Consider the following 17629-nt stretch of genomic DNA (forward strand, 5'->3'; position numbering starts at 1 on the left):
TATGCACCTCCTTACTTGTGGTTTCTATTTTTAGTATAGGATGTTTTGCGTATAAGTGCAATTTTTTTACATAAAAATATCTATGGAGGGTTTTACTCCCCCATAGATATTATAGAGCCTTAAAAACTGATTAAAAATATCTATTATCAAACTATGGATAAATTTGTAAAAATTGGGTATAATATATAACGAAGGTCAAAAACGGTGCGAATTTCAATTATTTGCAGCGTGGAAGGCGAAAGGCTTATAAGCCGAATTTCATATGGAGGTAGATTGAATATGAAAAGAATTAATTTAGCTTTAATTGCAGCAGTATTGGCATTAGTTTTAGTTTTTGCCGGCTGCAAGACAAACAATGCACCGTCAGGTGATGCACCGAAGGAAGGCAGCTATGCTGAAATGAAAGGTGAAGATCTTGACAAAATAGAAGAAGACAACAAAGAAAAAGAAAAATATCTTGTTCTAGACGTAAGATCAGCAGATCAATACAACGAAGGTCACGTTAAACATGCTATCAACATGCCTGTTGATGAACTCGATTCAAGAATTGCAGAAATCGAAGCATACAAAGACAAGAATGTTGTAACAGTTTGCAACACAGGAAAGAAGAGCTCAGAAGCTGCTCAAAAACTTGTTGATGCAGGATTCAAGAATGTTTGGAATGCACAAGGTGTTAAGGATTTCAACTATACAACAATGACAAAAGCTGCAACACTTCTTCCTGAAGAATTCAAGAAGAGAGTTGAATCAGGTGAATACACAGTTATTGACGTAAGAGATGAAAAAGATTACAACGATGGACACATGAAAGATGCTATCCACACAACTGTTGATACAGCAGATGCTGATATCGAAACATTCCCTACAGATAAGCCATTCTTGACATACTGCTATAGCGGAAACAGATCATGGACTGTTGCTGACAAACTTGCACAAAAAGGTTATGAAGTATACAATGCATGGGATGGAACAAAAGAATACGACGGATACGAATTAGTTAAGTAGTATTGATATTCGGACTTTGGGATTTTTGAGGTAGTTAATGAATAAAAAATTGCTACTTCAAAAGCCTTAAGTCCGTTTTTATTTGCAATTTATTTATTCGTTGTTGATTGGAAGGAGGAGTTTAGATGGACAGAATAATATTTTTTACAAAGGCTCCGCGGCTCGGATTTGGTAAATCAAGATTAAAACCGTATCTTAGTGAACAAGAACGCCTTGAATTAATGATCAATTTAATAAACGACAATTACGAAAAAATAAAGTTATCCGGAAAAGATTATGTTGTCTATTATGACGGTGAGAAAAATGATATTGATTTTATCGGCGGCAAGAAACTTCTTCAATTTGGCGATGGTTTGGGTCGCCGCATGAGAAATGCAATTTTTCAAGAACTTGAAACTGCGGATAAAGTTGTCTTAATAGGTTCTGATTTAAACAATTTGACAACTGAAGATATAAATTGTGCTTTTGACAAGCTTGATGAATATGATGTGGTAATTTCTCCAACAAAAGACGGTGGATATGGTCTTATAGGCATGAAAAATCAGATTGATATTTTCATGGATATTATTTATTCGACACCGCGAGTTTTGGAAGATACTATAAAAAAGATAAAGTTCTTTAACAAATCTTATTACCTTCTTCCTACAATACGAGATGTTGATAATCTTGTTGATTTAGTTGGTGCAGAATTTGACAGCAATAATGTCAGCTTGATTGGTGCCGGCGAATATAATATGAACTTTAAAATTGACAATATGGTTGTTAGGATTAATATTGCTTCTCAACTAAATCTTGGCGATAAACAAATTGCATATGAATTTGGAGCATTGGAAGCCCTTGAGAATTCAGGTGTAACACCAAAACCAATCAAGCTTTATGAAAAGGGTAAATTTATCCCGTTTGGCTTTCTTACTATGGAATATATAGAAGGAAGACCACTTGAATATTATAGAGATTTTCAAATTGCTGCCGAACTTTTAGCAAAAGTTCATAATACTCTTATACAAGATGCAGATTTAATTTATGCAGAGAGACCGTTTCAAACTATGTATGATGAGTTTGTAACCATGTATTCAGTGTATAAGTCATGGGATGGCAAAAATGCTGAAACTGAAAAAAGAATCGACAGATTTATGGAGATAGCGAGAAATTCGGGACTTGAAAGTGAAATTCAAAATCCTTGCATAATTAACACGGAGCTCAATAATAGGAATTTCATTATTGGTAATAATTCTAAAATTATAGATTGGGAAAAGCCTATCATAGGTGAGTGTGAGCAGGATTTAGCTCATTTTCTTGTTCCTACAACCACAAATTGGAAAACTGATGTTATTCTTTCAATCGACGAGATGATGTCGTTTTTGGATATGTACGAAAAGTACAGACACGTCGACAGAGATAAGTTTATGAAATATTTGATGTTCAACAGTCTTAGAGGAGTGACATGGTGCTCTATGGCGAAGGTTGAATATTCAAATGAAAGAACGCTCAAAAATGATGAAACGTTAAATAAGATTAATAAATTTTTGAGTCCGGAATTTTTAGACATGTTAAGTATATTTTATGAGGTGAATTAAAATGACAGAAAGAAAAAATGCTTCGAAGGAATCAAGAAACAGAATTATAATGATCGGCATACTCGTCGTAGCACTTCTAATTTGTTTGTTTGTTCCTGCTGTTAACAGCGGAATTAAAGAAGCATTTAGAGTTTTGAGAAAAGCAGATATGGCACAAATTGCCGAATATATTAGAGGGTATGGCGCATGGGCGGTTGCAGTTTCATTTTTATTAATGATATTACAATCAATTGTAGCGCCAATACCGGCATTTTTTATAACACTTGCAAACTCAATGATTTGGGGATGGTGGAAAGGTGCAATCCTTTCTTGGTCATCTGCAATGGCAGGAGCTGCACTTTGTTTTTATATTGCAAGAGTTCTCGGAAGAGACGTTGTTAGGAAGTTTGCAACAGAAGGAGCTCTTCAATCAGTTGAAAAGTTTTTTGCAAGATTTGGCAAACAGTCAATAATGATTTGTAGACTTTTACCATTTGTTCCTTTTGACCCGGTAAGCTACGCAGCGGGACTTACGCCAATGAGCTTTTGGAGTTTCTTTATTGCAACAGGTTTAGGACAATTGCCTGCAACAATTTTATATTCATATTTTGGCGGACAATTGACAGGTGGGGCTCAAGCTCTTATGTATGGTCTTATCGGACTATTCTCACTCAGCTTGATTGCATATATCGGAAAGAAAATTTACGATGACAGACAACAAAAAAGAGAACCAAGAAAGTAGTATTGAAGAAAAACGAATGAACTATATAAAGATTGCGGTAATAATCGCAATTGCCGTCGCCAGCTTTTTTGTAATAAGAAACATAACCCTTGAAGAAATCAAAGCTTGGGTTCTTGGACATGGAGCGTGGGCGGCGGTTATATATGTAGCAACGTTCGTGATTCTTCCGATATTTTTCTTCCCGGTACCGGTTATTGTACTTGCAGGAGGAACTATTTTTGGACTTTTTAAAGGTTCACTATATACAATGATTGGCGTTTTAATTAATACGCCTATTATGTATTTTATCGGAAGATTTTTACTCAAAGATTTTGTGCACAAGTTCGTTAATAATCACATGAGTGCAAAGCTAAGAAGTGCACTTGAAAGTACGAATCAAAAGGTTTTATCACTTGTACTTTTTATAATAAGACTTAGTCCAATATTCAGTTATAATCTTGTAAATTACATTTCAGGAGTCACGGAAATAAATTTTTTTCCGTATATTTTAACCACAATTGCAGGTGTTTTACCGGGAGTAATTGTATTTATCAATATTGGTGAAAATGTTTTAAATGTCGGAAGTAAAGAATTTTTTATCAGTCTTAGCTTCTTGCTTTTACTTGTTGTGATCTCTGCGATTATATCAAAATTGTTCTTAAAAAATGAACATGAAAAATAGTAGGTCGGTGAAGAAATGATATCGATAATTGTTCCAACATACAATGAAGAAAAAAATATTATGCGATTTCAAGAAAATCTTAAAAATCTTAAAGGCGATTTTGAGGTTATATTTAGCGATGGATTTTCTTCCGACAATACATACGACATGATTGAGTTTGACAAAATTAGGGAAACTCGTTTCCGTTCGAATCAAATGAATGCTGCGGCAAAATATGCAAAAGGCGATGTGCTATGGTTTGTTCATGCTGATTCAATAGTCCATCCGGACAGCGTTATTGCAATCGAAAATGCAAATGCTGAGGCGGGATGTTTCAGACTAAAGTTTAACGATACAAATTTTTTACAAAGAATTTTTCAGTTTTGTTCAAACTATCGTGTTCTTTCCAGAAATATAGCCTTTGGCGATCAAGGAATTTTTATTACTAGAAAACTTTTTGATAAAATTGGTGGATATAAGCCGCTTCCAATAATGGAGGATTATGAACTTTCAATTTGTTTAAAAGAACACAAGATACCGCTTAGACAAATAAATTTGCCTATTATCACATCTTCTAGAAGATACTTGGAAAATGGAAGATGGGAAACAAATAAAAAGATGCAACGCCTTCAACAAACATATAGACGTGCAAGAAAAAAAGGCGATGAAAAATATTTGATTGAAAAGATTTATGAAGAGTATGAAGGCAGAAAGGCCGAATGAGGTGATATTTTGGGTTTTGAAAAATTTGTTGATGAGAATATGATTGAAAAGACAAAAAAGGAATGTATTCATTGTAATATTTGCAAGAAAAATTGCGATTTCTTGACGAAGTATGATATGAATTTGTTTGAATTTATAGAAAAGCCTGAACTCAGGTATTCATGTTTTTTGTGCGACAAATGTAGAGCAGTTTGTCCGAAGGATTTGTCGGGAGCACAAATTGCAACGGAGCTAAGGAAAAAATCACCGAAAGGCACTTTTAGAACTGAGTTTATGAAAAATAATTACAAACTTCGAAACAACAGCAAAAAGAAATCTACGGATTTGCTTTATCTCGGTTGTAATTTTCCGGGCTTTCTTCCGAAGACAAGTGAAAAAATAATTGAGATTTGTAGAGAAATTGGAATGGACTATAGCATTGACTGTTGCAAAAAGCCGGTTTATGAATCGGGCGGAAAAGCTAATATTTCACAAGTGGAAAAGCTTTGTCACGACAAGGGCGTTGAGAGACTTGTGTGCTGTTGCCCGAACTGCTATCATTTTTTAAAATCGAGACTCGACATTGAGGTCATTGACATTTATAAGTTTTTAAAAGAAAAGGGTATCGGAAAAAAACTCGACGTTGTTCCGGATGTGTTTTTTCCGTGCAGTGACAGATATAACCACGAAATTTTTGAATCGGTTAAGTATTTTATAGATGACTACAGAGATACATTTACGGACGTAAACTGTTGCGGTCTTGGCGGAGGAGCGGGAAGTAAAGAACCGGATCTTTTGGAAAAAACAAAGGAAAAGATGAATGCCCACAACGCCGAAAGCGTGTACACATATTGCAGTTCTTGTGCAGGAATATTTAAAAACAGATATGAACTTAAAAATGTAAAAAACTTTTTAACTGAAATTTTGGAGTTAAAAGAAGAACCTTCATCAAGTTATGGAAAAAATGTATTGAGATTTAAATTTAAAAATTTAAGGAAGTAGTTATATGATGAATTACGAAAAAATAGATGAATTGAGCAAAAAAGGATACAATTGCAGTCAAACCGTTCTCTGTTATTTTTCGGAAGAATTAGGACTTGACGAGGAAACGGCTCTAAAAATTTCGTGTCCGTTTGAAATGGGGATGTATGAGAGCGGGCAATGCGGTGCATTGACGGCGGGATACATGGTTCTCGGTTTAAAATACGGCTCAACGGATTTTAATAAAAGAATTGAACTTGCAAAAAAGACGCTTGCATTTAAAAACGAGTTTAAAGAAAAAATGGGCTCGACTAATTGCAAGGAACTTTTGGGCATGAAAGTAATGGAAGGCAACAACATCGAAAAAGCAGCGGAAGAAGGACTTCTTGAAAGCGTGTGCGGCAAGGCAATACAAACTTCAATTGTCGCACTTGAAAAACTGCTTTCAAATGATTAGGCATTAATTTTTATTAATATATATAATTTTTTATTATGGAGGATTTATGAAGAATTATAAGATTATTTTAGCAATTTTGATAAGCTTATTTATGGTCGTAGGTTGTTCTAAACCTGCACCAAAGACAGATGAACAATCAAATGTTCAATCAGAAAAAGCAACAGATGCAAAAGATACTGCATCAAATGAAACAAGTTCCGATTGGAATGAAATACTTGAAAAGGCAAAAGGTAAAACTGTAAACTTTTACGGTTGGGGTGGAGATGACAAGAGAAATGAATGGATTGACTCATATCTTATTCCAATCATGAAAGACAAATATGATGTTACAGTAAATAGAGTCGGTATGGATATCGATGAAATCAACAATCTTCTTCTTGCGGAAAAGAATTCGGATAAAGACGGAAATGTTGACGTTGTCTGGATTAATGGAGAAAATTTTGCAAATGCAAAGAAGAATGATTTTCTTTTTGGACCGTTTACGCAAAACTTACCTAACTTCAATGACTACATTGACGGAGAAGGACCGGATGTAAAATTTGACTTTGGTGAACCTGTTGAAGGAATGGAAGCACCATACGGTAAGGCACAATTCGTATTTTTATACGACAGCGCAAAAATTCAAAACCCACCTAAAAACCATGAAGAACTTTTACAACTTGCAAAAGAAAATCCGGGCAAGATAACATATGCAGCACTTCCGGATTTTACCGGTTCGGTGTTTGTAAGAAATATTATTTCCGACATACAAGGCTATGAAGATTTCATGAACAAGGATTTAACGAAAGAACAACTCGAAGGAATGCTTGAGCCAAGTATGAAATATCTTAAAGAATTGAGTGGATATTTATGGAACAACGGAGAATCATATCCACCGGATAACCCGACACTTGAAAACATGTTCGCTGATGGCGAAGTTTTACTCGCAATGAGCTACAATCCGAACACGGCGTCAATGCTTATTGCACAAGGAAAATTCCCGGACACTGTAAAGACATTTGTTTTTGATAAGGGTAATATTGGAAATACTCACTTCCTTGCAATCGGAAAGAAGAGCCCGAACAAAGAAGCTGCAATGGTTATGATAAACGAAATTCTATCTCCTGAGGCACAAATTTCAAAAGCAGATCCGAATGTTTTAGGAGATTTGCCGGTTGTTGATTACGACAAACTGACAGATGAGCAAAAGAAGAGCTATGACGCAATTCCATCGGGCGAGTCAACATTGCCGCAAAAAGAATTGGCTGAAAAGAGAATTCCTGAAATGCCGGCACAGTTGGTTCCACTTATCGAAGAAATATGGGAAGAAAAAGTTTTACACTAGGCAGATTTTTATACCTTCCGGGACTTATCGTCATTTTGACGATAGTTCTGGGAGGCTTATTTAAATCTCTACTTATCAGTTTCGGTTATTTCAAAGAAATTGGAATGACAGAATTCACTTTTGATTTTTATAAGAAAGTCTTGACGGACAAAACATTTATTGAAAGTCTTTTGTTTACTCTCAAATTTTCGTTCGTTTCCTCATTTTTAGCTGTAATCATTGGAGCGGTTCTTGCTTATAGCATATTCTTTTTTGACAAAACTAGAGAATTTTACTTAAACCTTCCGGTTATTATTCCACACATGCTTGTGGTTGTGTTTTTATTGAATTTTCTTTCAAACACGGGACTTGTGTCCAGAATTTTATTTCAAATAGGACTTATAGAAGAGCCGACTAAAATGATTCAACTCTTCTACAACAAAAATTCAATTGGAATTATTTTGGTTTATATTTTAAAAGGTGCGCCGTTTGCAGGACTTGTTATTTTACAAATATTAAAAAGTATATCCATAAATAAATTTTATGCGGCGAGAAATTTGGGAGCAGGAGTTTTTTCAGAAATAAAATACATCATTTGGCCGGATATAAAAAACTCCATGACTAAGATATTTTTGATTCTATTTTCATTCTCGTTTTCATCTTATGAGGTTCCGTTTTTGATTGGACCGACAAAGCCGAGAGCACTTGCAGTTAAGAGCTATATCGACTTTACAAAAAATGATTTTATTTATAAACCGACGGCAATTGTTATAAATATTATTATCGGACTTATTGGTATTTTATCTGTTTTGCTTATTCTTAGGATGGAGGACAGGGACAGTGAAAGCTTTTTCTAGAATAATTTTATATTTATTTATATTTCTAATAATTTTTGGCGGTGTTAATCTCTTTATTTCAAGCTTTCAAGAAAGTTACCCTTGGCCTAAAATAATCGAGGGGACCTATGGAACGAGGGCGTATAAATACATTAAAAACGACAACAAGGTGAAAATCGGCATAAAAAATTCTTTTATCATCGGTATTGCTGCAACTTTTTTAAGCGTATTACTTGCATATCCGCTCGCTAAAAAATTAAAAACGGTAAAAACAAAAAAGCTTTTGTCGGCGATTGTGTTCTTGCCGTTTGTAATCGGAGGGACATCGGTAGGATTTGGACTCCAACAGGTATTTTTAAAAATGGGACTTGCAGGAACGACATTTGGAATAATTTTTGTGCAACTCGCATATATAATACCGTATGCCGTTTGGATACTTTTGCCGGGCTTTGAGTATATAAGCGAAGATAAAATTTTTGCTGCAAAGATGCTTGGAGCAGGAACTGTAGATATTATAACAGAAATTATAATCCCGACAATGAGTCCGTTTATATTGACAGCACTTTCAATGGGATTTATTCTTTCGTTCAGCCAATATTATCTCACGATTATTATCGGCATCGGGCTTGTTGAAACCTACAGCACAGTTATATTTCCATTTATAATTGTAAAGGACAGGGCGCTATCGTCGGCGATGAGTCTAATTTTTGTTGCACTCAATTTATTATTTATTTTAATTATTCAATTCATACTCAGAGTTATAAAAAGGAGAAAAAGATGGAAAATATAATTATAAAAAATTTGTCGAAGTCATATGGGGATAAAGATGTTTTAAAAAATATAGACCTTGAAATCGACGACAGTGAAATTATTTCCGTTGTAGGAATTTCAGGCTCCGGAAAATCTACTTTACTTAAAATATTGTGTGGAATAATCGATGATTTTACAGGAGATATTTTTTATGGCAATGAAAATATAACCGATACATCTATTAAGGACAGAAAATTTATTATGATGTTTCAGGATTTTGAACTTTTTAATCACATGACTGTTTTTGACAATGTGGCATTTGGTCTCAAAATGCAAAAGATGGATAAAAATGAAATAAAGAGTGAAGTTATGAAGTATTTAAAGCTCGTCGATTTGGTTGAGCACAAGGATAAATATCCGGAAGAACTTTCGGGCGGACAAAAGCAAAGAGTTGCACTTATTAGAAGTCTCATTGTAAAACCAAGAATGCTCCTTCTTGACGAACCGTTTTCGAGTTTGGATTCACAAATGCGAGACAATATTAGACGCGAGACATTTAAAATTATTAGAGAACTTAAAATAAAAACGCTTTTTGTCACGCACGACATGAGAGAGGCGGCGGAAGTCTCGGATAAAATTGCAATTCTTATCGACGGACAATTTGAAGGCTTCGGAACGCCTGAGGAGTTATATGAAAATCCAACCAAAAGAAGTGTTGCGCAGTTTTTATATAAGGAAAATATTTTTGAAGACGGGCTCGTGAAACCGAAAGACATTGAAATCATCGAAGGCGATGACTATTTAATCGAAGAAGCAATGTACCACGGAATTAATTATGAATACAAGCTTAAAGGCGAAAGAGATTTAGTTGTTCGTGATTCGAAGAAAAGAAATGTCGGAGACAAAGTGGGCGTTAAAATTAAAGCAATTACAAAATTGGAGGACTGAGATGAAAAAAGTTATTATTGATTTTGACTGCACGATAAATGTCAGAGGATGCGACCTTGACGACGCATTTGCATGTCTTTATCTTTTGTCGTCGAAAGATGTCGATGTAAAAATGATAACAACATCTTTTGGTAACAGCAACGAGGACAAGGTCTATGAATCGTCTAAGAAGATGATTGAGGATTTAAATATTGATGTTCCGCTATATAAGGGTGGAATTTTCAGCCTTGACGCTGCAACGCATATGAGAGATTTGGTAAATACCGAAGACGATATAATAATTTTGTCGCTCGGCTCGACCACAAACACACAAAGAGCACTCACACTTGGCATGGACCCGACGAGAGTAAAGAGTCTTGTTTTGATGGGCGGAATCACAAGTAAACTTGAATTTAAGGGCCGGGTTATGGATGAGCTAAACTTCAGCATCGACCATTTGTCCACAAACTACGTTTTCAGTAAAATTAAAAATATAAACATCATAACCGGAAACAATTGCATGGCACACAGATATTTGGTTCCTGAAAATCCGAAATATAAATCGAGCTATATGAATTATATGAAAGATTCGCTCATAAGATGGACTGAAGAGTTTGATATAATTTATCAGGAGAGGGAACTTGTGCTTTGGGATGCGCTTGCGGCACTTTATATTACAAATCCGGAATTTTTCGAAGATAAAAAGAGAAGCATTGAGCTAAAAGAAAATATGGCGAGAGGATTTTTAAAAGAAGGAAACGATGCAGTTGTAAATTTGCCGGAGCTTGTAACAGATATTGACGCAATGGAATATATAATAAATGTCATTGAAGAAGGAGGCCGCTAGGTCTCTTTTTTTTCAACTTAACATTTAAACACAAAAATAAAATTTTAATTCAGGATTAAAAAATATAAAGCGCTGGCATTTAAAACAAAAAAACAAAAAAATACAAAACATATGACATTAAAAACATTTACTTTTATCAAAAAACATATCACTTTTACTAAAATTCATCCACTTGAACCAAAAAACATCCACTTTTACTAAAATTCATACACCAACATAATTTTTATTCCACAAAATGCTTTTTTCGTACACAAAAAGAAAATCATCCACTTACACCTCATTTTCTACCACAAAAACATACACATGCAAAACCTATGTCATTATAAATCAATCAAAATGATTTATAATGACATTGAAACATTTCAGTCTAAAAAATTTGAATAAAAGTGTAAAAAATAGTATAATAAAAATACAAACAAAAAATAACACAGACTTTGATTTTATTCTAGAACAATGAAACTTAATACTTTCAAAAGCAAACGCTTAAAACGGACGTGAAAAATCCGGTCTTGAGTCGCAACACAGACCATAAAGATCGCCAAGCTCATCAAACTTGGCAAAGTGAAAAAACACTTTAACGAGCAGGATAAAAACCTGACTAAGGGGTTAAAGCCGACCCTATTTTGTTGTAAAAATATTATTTTCTTATTCTTATAAAACTCTTTTTATGTAAAACTAAAAACTCCCTTTTAAAACTTTGAAAATAAAATCAAAGTCTTTTTTTATGTAAAGGAGAATAAAATGACAAATAAAAAGAAAAACACAAAAACAACAAAGAAAACAGCAATCGGACTTTTAGTCTTGGGACAAATAATGACAACAGGGGCACTGGCAGCTCCTCAGGAAGCAATAAGTGCATTTAAAGACGTAAAAGAAATAAGACAAGACATAGGACACTTCAAAGGAGAAATAAAACTCTTTATTGAAAAGGACGGAAAGAAAACAAGGGTAGACCAAAACATGAAAGACGGTCTAAGAGTAGTCGAAGGCAGAACATGCGTAGGCGTAAGAGATTTGGTAAATGCAATTGAAGGGGCAGAGGTCGAATGGGACCAAGTGAGCAAAGTTGTGGACATAACATACGATGGCAAAACAATCTCCTACCCACTGGGAAAACCGGTTATGTGGGACGGGGACAAAATGGTCACCATAGATGTACCTGCACAAGTCGACCCATCCATATCAAGAACATTCTTACCTATAAGAAATATCGCCGAAACATTGGGCTTCAAAGTAGATTGGAACCAAAAGACCAAAGAAGTAACCCTAACACCGGGCGCCGGCACAGGACAAACAACCACCACCCAACAACCAAAGGCAAACACAAAGCCAAACACAAAGCCAAACACAAAGCCAAACACAAAGCCAAACACAAACAAAGGTGGGGTAGCTAAAGGTGGAACATATACGCTAGCAAATGGTAAAACTTTGCCAAAAATAAACAACTTGCCAAAAGAATCTACAGGATATTTTATAAGCAAAGCAGACTTTACTGATAACGGAGACGGAACTATGACCTTTGCAAAAGGAACAGAGTGGGAAGCAACGGCACCTAAGCCATCAGTAAGAGTAGACTCGTCACCAGCCAAACCGGACTTCAAAATCTTAGGAGATAATGGACCTGATAACCGTATTGGAACAGCGGTGTTAATGCAAGAAAATCCATTGTGGGAAAAAGTATGGCAATTTGTTGTAGATAGGTATGGAGCAGATGATTATCAATGGGTTGATAAAGCTAAAGGAATAAAAAACCAACCGGATTTTGAACATTTTACAAGATGTCCGGGAGCATTTGAAGAATTTGAAGCACTACTGGCACCTAGGAAAATTAAACAGCAGTATGTAGATTATTTTATTAAAAATGGAAAACACATGAAATATAAGGGTGAGCCTTACGCAACGAGACAACCTTTGGCGGACGATGATTTTTACGATGCAACAGGTATTATAGACCCCAATGTAACATATGTAGGCACAGACTCATTTGGAACATCTCCATTAGCAAATAGTGATACTTATATAATAACAACAAATAATGAGTATTATCGTACGATTTTTGATAAAAACAAAAACACTAATATAGAAGTCGATAAAATATTAGTACCATATAAGAGTAAGACAGGTAAAATTTCGTGGCTAGTGATTGATGTACCTAATTTCCGTTTCAAGGTAAGTAATCCATATAATAATGAGTTTGGTCTAATAATGGTAGATTTAGAGAATATGAAGTTAATATTAAACAAGGAAGGGAAGTACGTAGATGAAAGCAAGTTTAAATAAAATCATGATAGTGGCAGTAGTTTTATTACTACCACTATTAATAGTACATAATATAACAATTAAAGCAGAAGAAGCAGCTGACGGTTCCAATATAGATAATACAGGAGCAACCAGTGAAGTTGTTGGAGGAAATGATGCACAAAAGAGCGTTATACCAATCAGTCAATATGATATAAAAGCCGGAGTTCCGATCACAACTAAAGAAGGGGTTGAAGTTAATATAAGCAATCCTGGAGGGGGAGATATAGTAAAAACTGATGTATTTTATCCCCTAAATATCCCAAGAGGGGAAGACGGTAAACAGCTACCCGTAGACAAAAGTATGTTTAACTTTGGTAAGGATGCACTGACTGATGGAGTAGCAACAAAAAATTATGGAGCAAATGCATTTGCAAACTTAATAGACAGTAAAGCTTTGATGACTGAAAAGGGATTTGCATACGTTAAAAATGAGAAAGGTGATATAGTAGGGGTTAAGGTTAGTTATGAAGGTTCGAAATCAGCAATGGAAAAAATTTCTGTACTAACTGAATCACTAAATAAAATAATAGATGACAAAGGTAAAACACCGGGAGACAAACTTTTAGCTCAATTATTGACAAAATTAGATATGACACCAGAACATCCAAATTATGATGCATATAAAGAGGCTTTGGAAAAAGCAATTAAAGATACTAATATAGCTAAAGAAACATTGGAATCCCTTCAAAAACAGTTAAATATGTTTATGGCTATGTCATTCCAACCGCCAAAACAAACTGTTCATACAAGTCCAGTACCATCTGATGGTGGAGCATGTGCAGCATGGAATGCTCAAGGTCAACCAGCTCCTGTAACTTGTCTAGGTGCAGGAACTCAACAAGGTCAGAGGGCAAATTGTAGTGTGTCACAAACACAAGAGTTTATGAGTTCATATACTACGACAGTCCCTAATAACTCAGACCCATTCATAAAAAACAGATCACCTTTCTGTGACTCACAAAGAGGTGGATATTTAAACTTTTCAGAAATAATGAATACATTTGGTCATAGGGTATGGTCAAAAGATGATCTAATGAATAATGGTGTTTCAGCATTTAATAGAGTTAGAATGCAGGACCAATTTACAAATAATCCGTGGAAATCATCTTGGCGTGGGGAAATGAGAAAATGGAATCCGTTTAAAGAAGGTAATAAATTATCAGGTATCCCATATAAAATATTATGGAGTCCTGTACTTGACTCGTGGACAGATGCCGACCACAGTATTAACCCTATGATAACAGAATCCATAGAACATAGAGATAATGCAGAAAGATCTAATGCAGCGTTTACTGTAAAATATGGATTGAATGACCCATTAAAGGTTTATAATAATGCACCAAATCCAAAGATGAGAGTAACAGCATTAGACCTAGATAATAATGCTTGGAATGAAAGTGAAACTGCAAATATATTCTGTGCAGGTCAATATGATATGAAAATTGAACCACGTTACGATATAAAAAGATGGGACAGACATAGATTATTTGACCTGCATAAGACAGAAGGACCATCATGGACTTTTACATGTAAATGTGTAGAAGAAAGAGAAGAAGAATATTGTAAAGGATGGACCTGGGAAAAAGATTCAAATGGTAGGCGGTCTAGAACGTGTGATGAATGGGGAACACGTAAAGTGTGTGTAAGAGAAGAGCATGTTCAAGTTAATTTAGGTGGAGTTAATGAAAAATATCCTAAAGGTACAACAACATCAGGACCAACAGATGCAGGTTCAATCCCTCCAATTTATAAACAAAGAAGAAAATATCAATATAGAATTGGAGCATTGGTAGAATATCATGCAATAGCTAGAAATACAATGAATCCAAGACTTAGACCAGTTCCAAATTCATATAGAGACCCATCTAAGATTAAGGCTGGTTATGGATTCAATTATACTTCAGGTATGCAAGTAATAACTGACTACGATAGAGACCCTAGAACATATAATGCATCACCAGTTATAATCAGACCAAATAAAGCTGTACCATTAAATATAGCTAGAAATAATTACCTAGGTAATTATGGTAGATTTAATCCTAACGTAAGATATGATAGTGTAAGAAATGCTCCAGAAAGATCTTCATCAATAAATCAAAACTTTATTGAAGAAGACTTAAGAGGGAGAATAATAGGAACAACTTTTAATACGAATGAAATATCAAATGTAGAAAAAGTAGATGGCAAAAAGAAGGATCTAAAAGATGTGGAACAGTTACCAGTAAGTTCATCAGTAAGAAGAACGCCAATAAATTGGGGCGAAAGGACAACATCATTTAGAATAGACTCAGACCCAACTAAATATTACCACGCTTATTGGAGAACTAGAGGAGAAGAGAACCTAGTTCCTGCTTATAGACCAGGACCATTACATTATATCTATCTGGATTACTTGAGTGGAACAGATTATACAGTTGGAAGCTTAGAGTTTATTAGATTAAACAATAGAGGATTTGGGGTATCCGCATTCAACTCCGGCTCGATTCGAGTTGTGGGCAATATGTGGGAAGACTCTTTCTCAAGACCGGATTTTAGAAAGTCGAGGGAATAATTATATAGAGAGGATTCAAAATCCTCTCTTTTCTTCAAAAATTGCAGTATCTAGTTATAGGTCAATCACTTCAGTGATGTCAGACCTTACTTCCATCATAAAATAAGTGATAAACAAAACTATAAAATAAGATAAAATAAAAGGAGGTGAATATTTTGTTAGTAAGTAAAGTAGAAAAAATAAAAGTAAAATTAGACAACAAAAATATTAAAAAATATGTAAGAACATGTAGGATATTTAATAGAGAATACAATAGTGTTTTATCAGAATTATTAACAGAAAAATATTCACTTCCAACTAGAGAAGAGTGGGATGATTTAATTTCTGATATAGTTCATTTAAAGAAAGAAATAAAATCTTTAAAATCAAGGAAAAAGACTGAAGATGAAATTTTTGAAGAATCAAAAGAAGCATTAAAATTATTTAAGGGAGAAATTATAGAAAATAAAACAGAAGCAAATAATAAACTACTTGAAGAAAAAGAAAAACAATTGGAATTATTACTAGAACATAAAAACAATATACAAATACTTGCTAATAATTCTAATATTACAAATACAACTATAAATTATGTTATGGGAGGCTCATCATTTGATTCATATTTAAAATCATATTTTCAAAGAATTTTAGTAACAAGTATAGACAGATTCAAAGCTAAACCTAAGAACAAGAGTAATACAGAATTTAATAAACCACTAGCTGGTTTACCTAAGTATAGAAAAATAAGCACCCCTATAACCCTAGAATTTACTAACCAATCCTATAGATTTTTAAAGAATAATAAAAATAAGATAACAGGCATAAAATTAGGAACATTGTTTCCAAATATCAAATTTAGAAGTAAATTATCAGATGAATTTTTAAATAATGAAATAAAAATAAATAATATCGCATTAACGCCAGTATCTCAGTATTCAATAATAGATGGAAAATTTTATATTTTAATAAACTATGAATATGAAAACCTAAGACCACTTCCAAATTTTATAAATAAAGTAGGAATAGATGTAGGATTATCAGACTTAGTAGTAACCTCAGATGGAGAAAAATTCAACTATCCAGAAGGAGTATTAGAAAAGATAGAAGAAAAAAGAACAAGATTACAATCTATTCTATCAATTAAGAAAAATAAAAACAAGTATTGGAAAAAATCTAAGAGATATAAGAAATTAAAAAATAGGATAGACAAACTATATGCAAAAGAAAAGAATATAAGAGAGGATTTTGCTCACCAAGTATCAAGATATCTAGTAAATAAATATGACGTTATAACAATGGAAGATTTAAATATACAAGGAATGTTAAAGAATAAAAATCTTTCTTTTAAAATAGCAAATGCCTCTTGGAATAGATTAGCCATTCTTTTAGAATATAAATCTAAAAATAACAATAAAATATTTAGAAAATCCTATAGATTTTATCCATCTACAAAAATATGTAACAATTGCAAAACAGAATCAGAAATATTCAAGGGTCCGCAGTCTTTAAGTATAAGAGATTGGATATGCCCTACTTGCGGGACACATCACGATAGAGATATAAATGCTGCTAAGAACATAAGAGATTGGGAACCTGAGTCAGAAAATGCAATATCTAAAACATACAAAATGATAGAAAAAGTAAGAAAAAGTCAATTAAGAGATTTTACAAACTGGATAGTTTTCTCAACATACCTAGATATTTTAAGAAAAGATAACAATAGAAAAACATTAAATAAATTATTAAAACTTTCAAATATAAAAGAACTAAATCAAGAAGATTTAAATTATATAGACGAACTATTAGAAAAAGATAAGACAAGACAAAACAGGAAATATGATTTATCAAACAATAAAATAAAAGAACTAAAAGGTTTAAAACAAATAAGTCAGTTAGAAAATAAATTAAGAGTAGAACAATTAAATAGGATATGTCTTAGACTAGAGACACTAAATATAAAGTAAAAAATAAAAATAAAAATATAAAGTAAAAGTAAACAAAAACGCCGACAGAACATCGGTTAAAAGATCTTAAAAAGATAAAAACTCCACA

General features: G+C 33.7%; 15 protein-coding genes. All 15 read left to right on the top strand.

The window, feature by feature from the left end; all coding sequences use genetic code 11:
• Nucleotides 1-279: 279 nt before the first annotated feature.
• Nucleotides 280-1005: a rhodanese-like domain-containing protein gene (locus tag C7381_RS03840; protein WP_116479956.1), complete on the top strand. Its 726-nt coding sequence runs from the start codon at nt 280-282 to the stop codon at nt 1003-1005.
• A gap of 125 nt (nt 1006-1130) precedes the next feature.
• The gene (locus C7381_RS03845) at nt 1131-2582 is read left to right on the top strand and encodes a TIGR04282 family arsenosugar biosynthesis glycosyltransferase (protein WP_116479957.1); all 1452 of its coding nucleotides are present in this window, start codon (nt 1131-1133) and stop codon (nt 2580-2582) included.
• A 1-nt stretch (nt 2583) separates the two neighbouring features.
• Complete coding sequence (locus C7381_RS03850; RefSeq protein WP_116479958.1) at nt 2584-3303, top strand: TVP38/TMEM64 family protein; 720 nt, start codon at nt 2584-2586, stop codon at nt 3301-3303.
• Nucleotides 3269-3964 carry a TVP38/TMEM64 family protein gene (locus tag C7381_RS03855; protein WP_116479959.1) on the top strand — a complete coding sequence of 232 codons (696 nt, stop codon included), beginning with the start codon at nt 3269-3271 and terminating at the stop codon, nt 3962-3964. The genes C7381_RS03850 and C7381_RS03855 overlap by 35 nt, the downstream gene beginning before the upstream one ends.
• A 15-nt stretch (nt 3965-3979) precedes the next feature.
• Nucleotides 3980-4666: a TIGR04283 family arsenosugar biosynthesis glycosyltransferase gene (locus tag C7381_RS03860; protein WP_116479960.1), complete on the top strand. Its 687-nt coding sequence runs from the start codon at nt 3980-3982 to the stop codon at nt 4664-4666.
• A 9-nt stretch (nt 4667-4675) separates the two neighbouring features.
• Nucleotides 4676-5647 carry a heterodisulfide reductase-related iron-sulfur binding cluster gene (locus tag C7381_RS03865; RefSeq protein ID WP_245893729.1) on the top strand — a complete coding sequence of 324 codons (972 nt, stop codon included), beginning with the start codon at nt 4676-4678 and terminating at the stop codon, nt 5645-5647.
• A 4-nt stretch (nt 5648-5651) separates the two neighbouring features.
• Entirely contained in the window at nt 5652-6083 is a 432-nt protein-coding gene (locus C7381_RS03870; RefSeq protein ID WP_245893736.1) for a C-GCAxxG-C-C family protein, read from the top strand.
• Nucleotides 6084-6129: 46 nt separating this feature from the next.
• The gene (locus C7381_RS03875; protein WP_116479961.1) at nt 6130-7407 is read left to right on the top strand and encodes an ABC transporter substrate-binding protein; all 1278 of its coding nucleotides are present in this window, start codon (nt 6130-6132) and stop codon (nt 7405-7407) included.
• Nucleotides 7383-8243, top strand: coding sequence for an ABC transporter permease (locus C7381_RS03880; RefSeq protein WP_116479962.1), 861 nt, complete (start codon nt 7383-7385; stop codon nt 8241-8243). The genes C7381_RS03875 and C7381_RS03880 overlap by 25 nt, the downstream gene beginning before the upstream one ends.
• Nucleotides 8227-9012, top strand: a complete 786-nt coding sequence (locus C7381_RS03885) for an ABC transporter permease (protein ID WP_165803586.1) — start codon at nt 8227-8229, stop codon at nt 9010-9012. The genes C7381_RS03880 and C7381_RS03885 overlap by 17 nt, the downstream gene beginning before the upstream one ends.
• On the top strand, nt 9000-9920 hold the full coding sequence (locus tag C7381_RS03890) for an ABC transporter ATP-binding protein (protein WP_116479964.1): 921 nt from the start codon (nt 9000-9002) through the stop codon (nt 9918-9920). Before C7381_RS03885 ends, C7381_RS03890 begins: the two co-directional genes overlap by 13 nt.
• Before the next feature lies 1 nt (nt 9921).
• Nucleotides 9922-10746, top strand: coding sequence for a nucleoside hydrolase (locus tag C7381_RS03895; RefSeq protein WP_165803587.1), 825 nt, complete (start codon nt 9922-9924; stop codon nt 10744-10746).
• Nucleotides 10747-11487: 741 nt separating this feature from the next.
• Nucleotides 11488-13026: a copper amine oxidase N-terminal domain-containing protein gene (locus C7381_RS03900; RefSeq protein ID WP_116479966.1), complete on the top strand. Its 1539-nt coding sequence runs from the start codon at nt 11488-11490 to the stop codon at nt 13024-13026.
• Nucleotides 13007-15598 (top strand): hypothetical protein, encoded by a 2592-nt coding sequence (locus C7381_RS03905; RefSeq protein ID WP_116479967.1) that lies wholly within the window; start codon nt 13007-13009, stop codon nt 15596-15598. Before C7381_RS03900 ends, C7381_RS03905 begins: the two co-directional genes overlap by 20 nt.
• A 155-nt stretch (nt 15599-15753) precedes the next feature.
• Nucleotides 15754-17541, top strand: a complete 1788-nt coding sequence (locus C7381_RS03910; protein ID WP_116479968.1) for an RNA-guided endonuclease InsQ/TnpB family protein — start codon at nt 15754-15756, stop codon at nt 17539-17541.
• Nucleotides 17542-17629 lie beyond the last annotated feature (88 nt).

It is taken from the genome of Ezakiella coagulans (assembly GCF_003096635.1).
Taxonomy (GTDB): domain Bacteria; phylum Bacillota; class Clostridia; order Tissierellales; family Peptoniphilaceae; genus Ezakiella; species Ezakiella coagulans.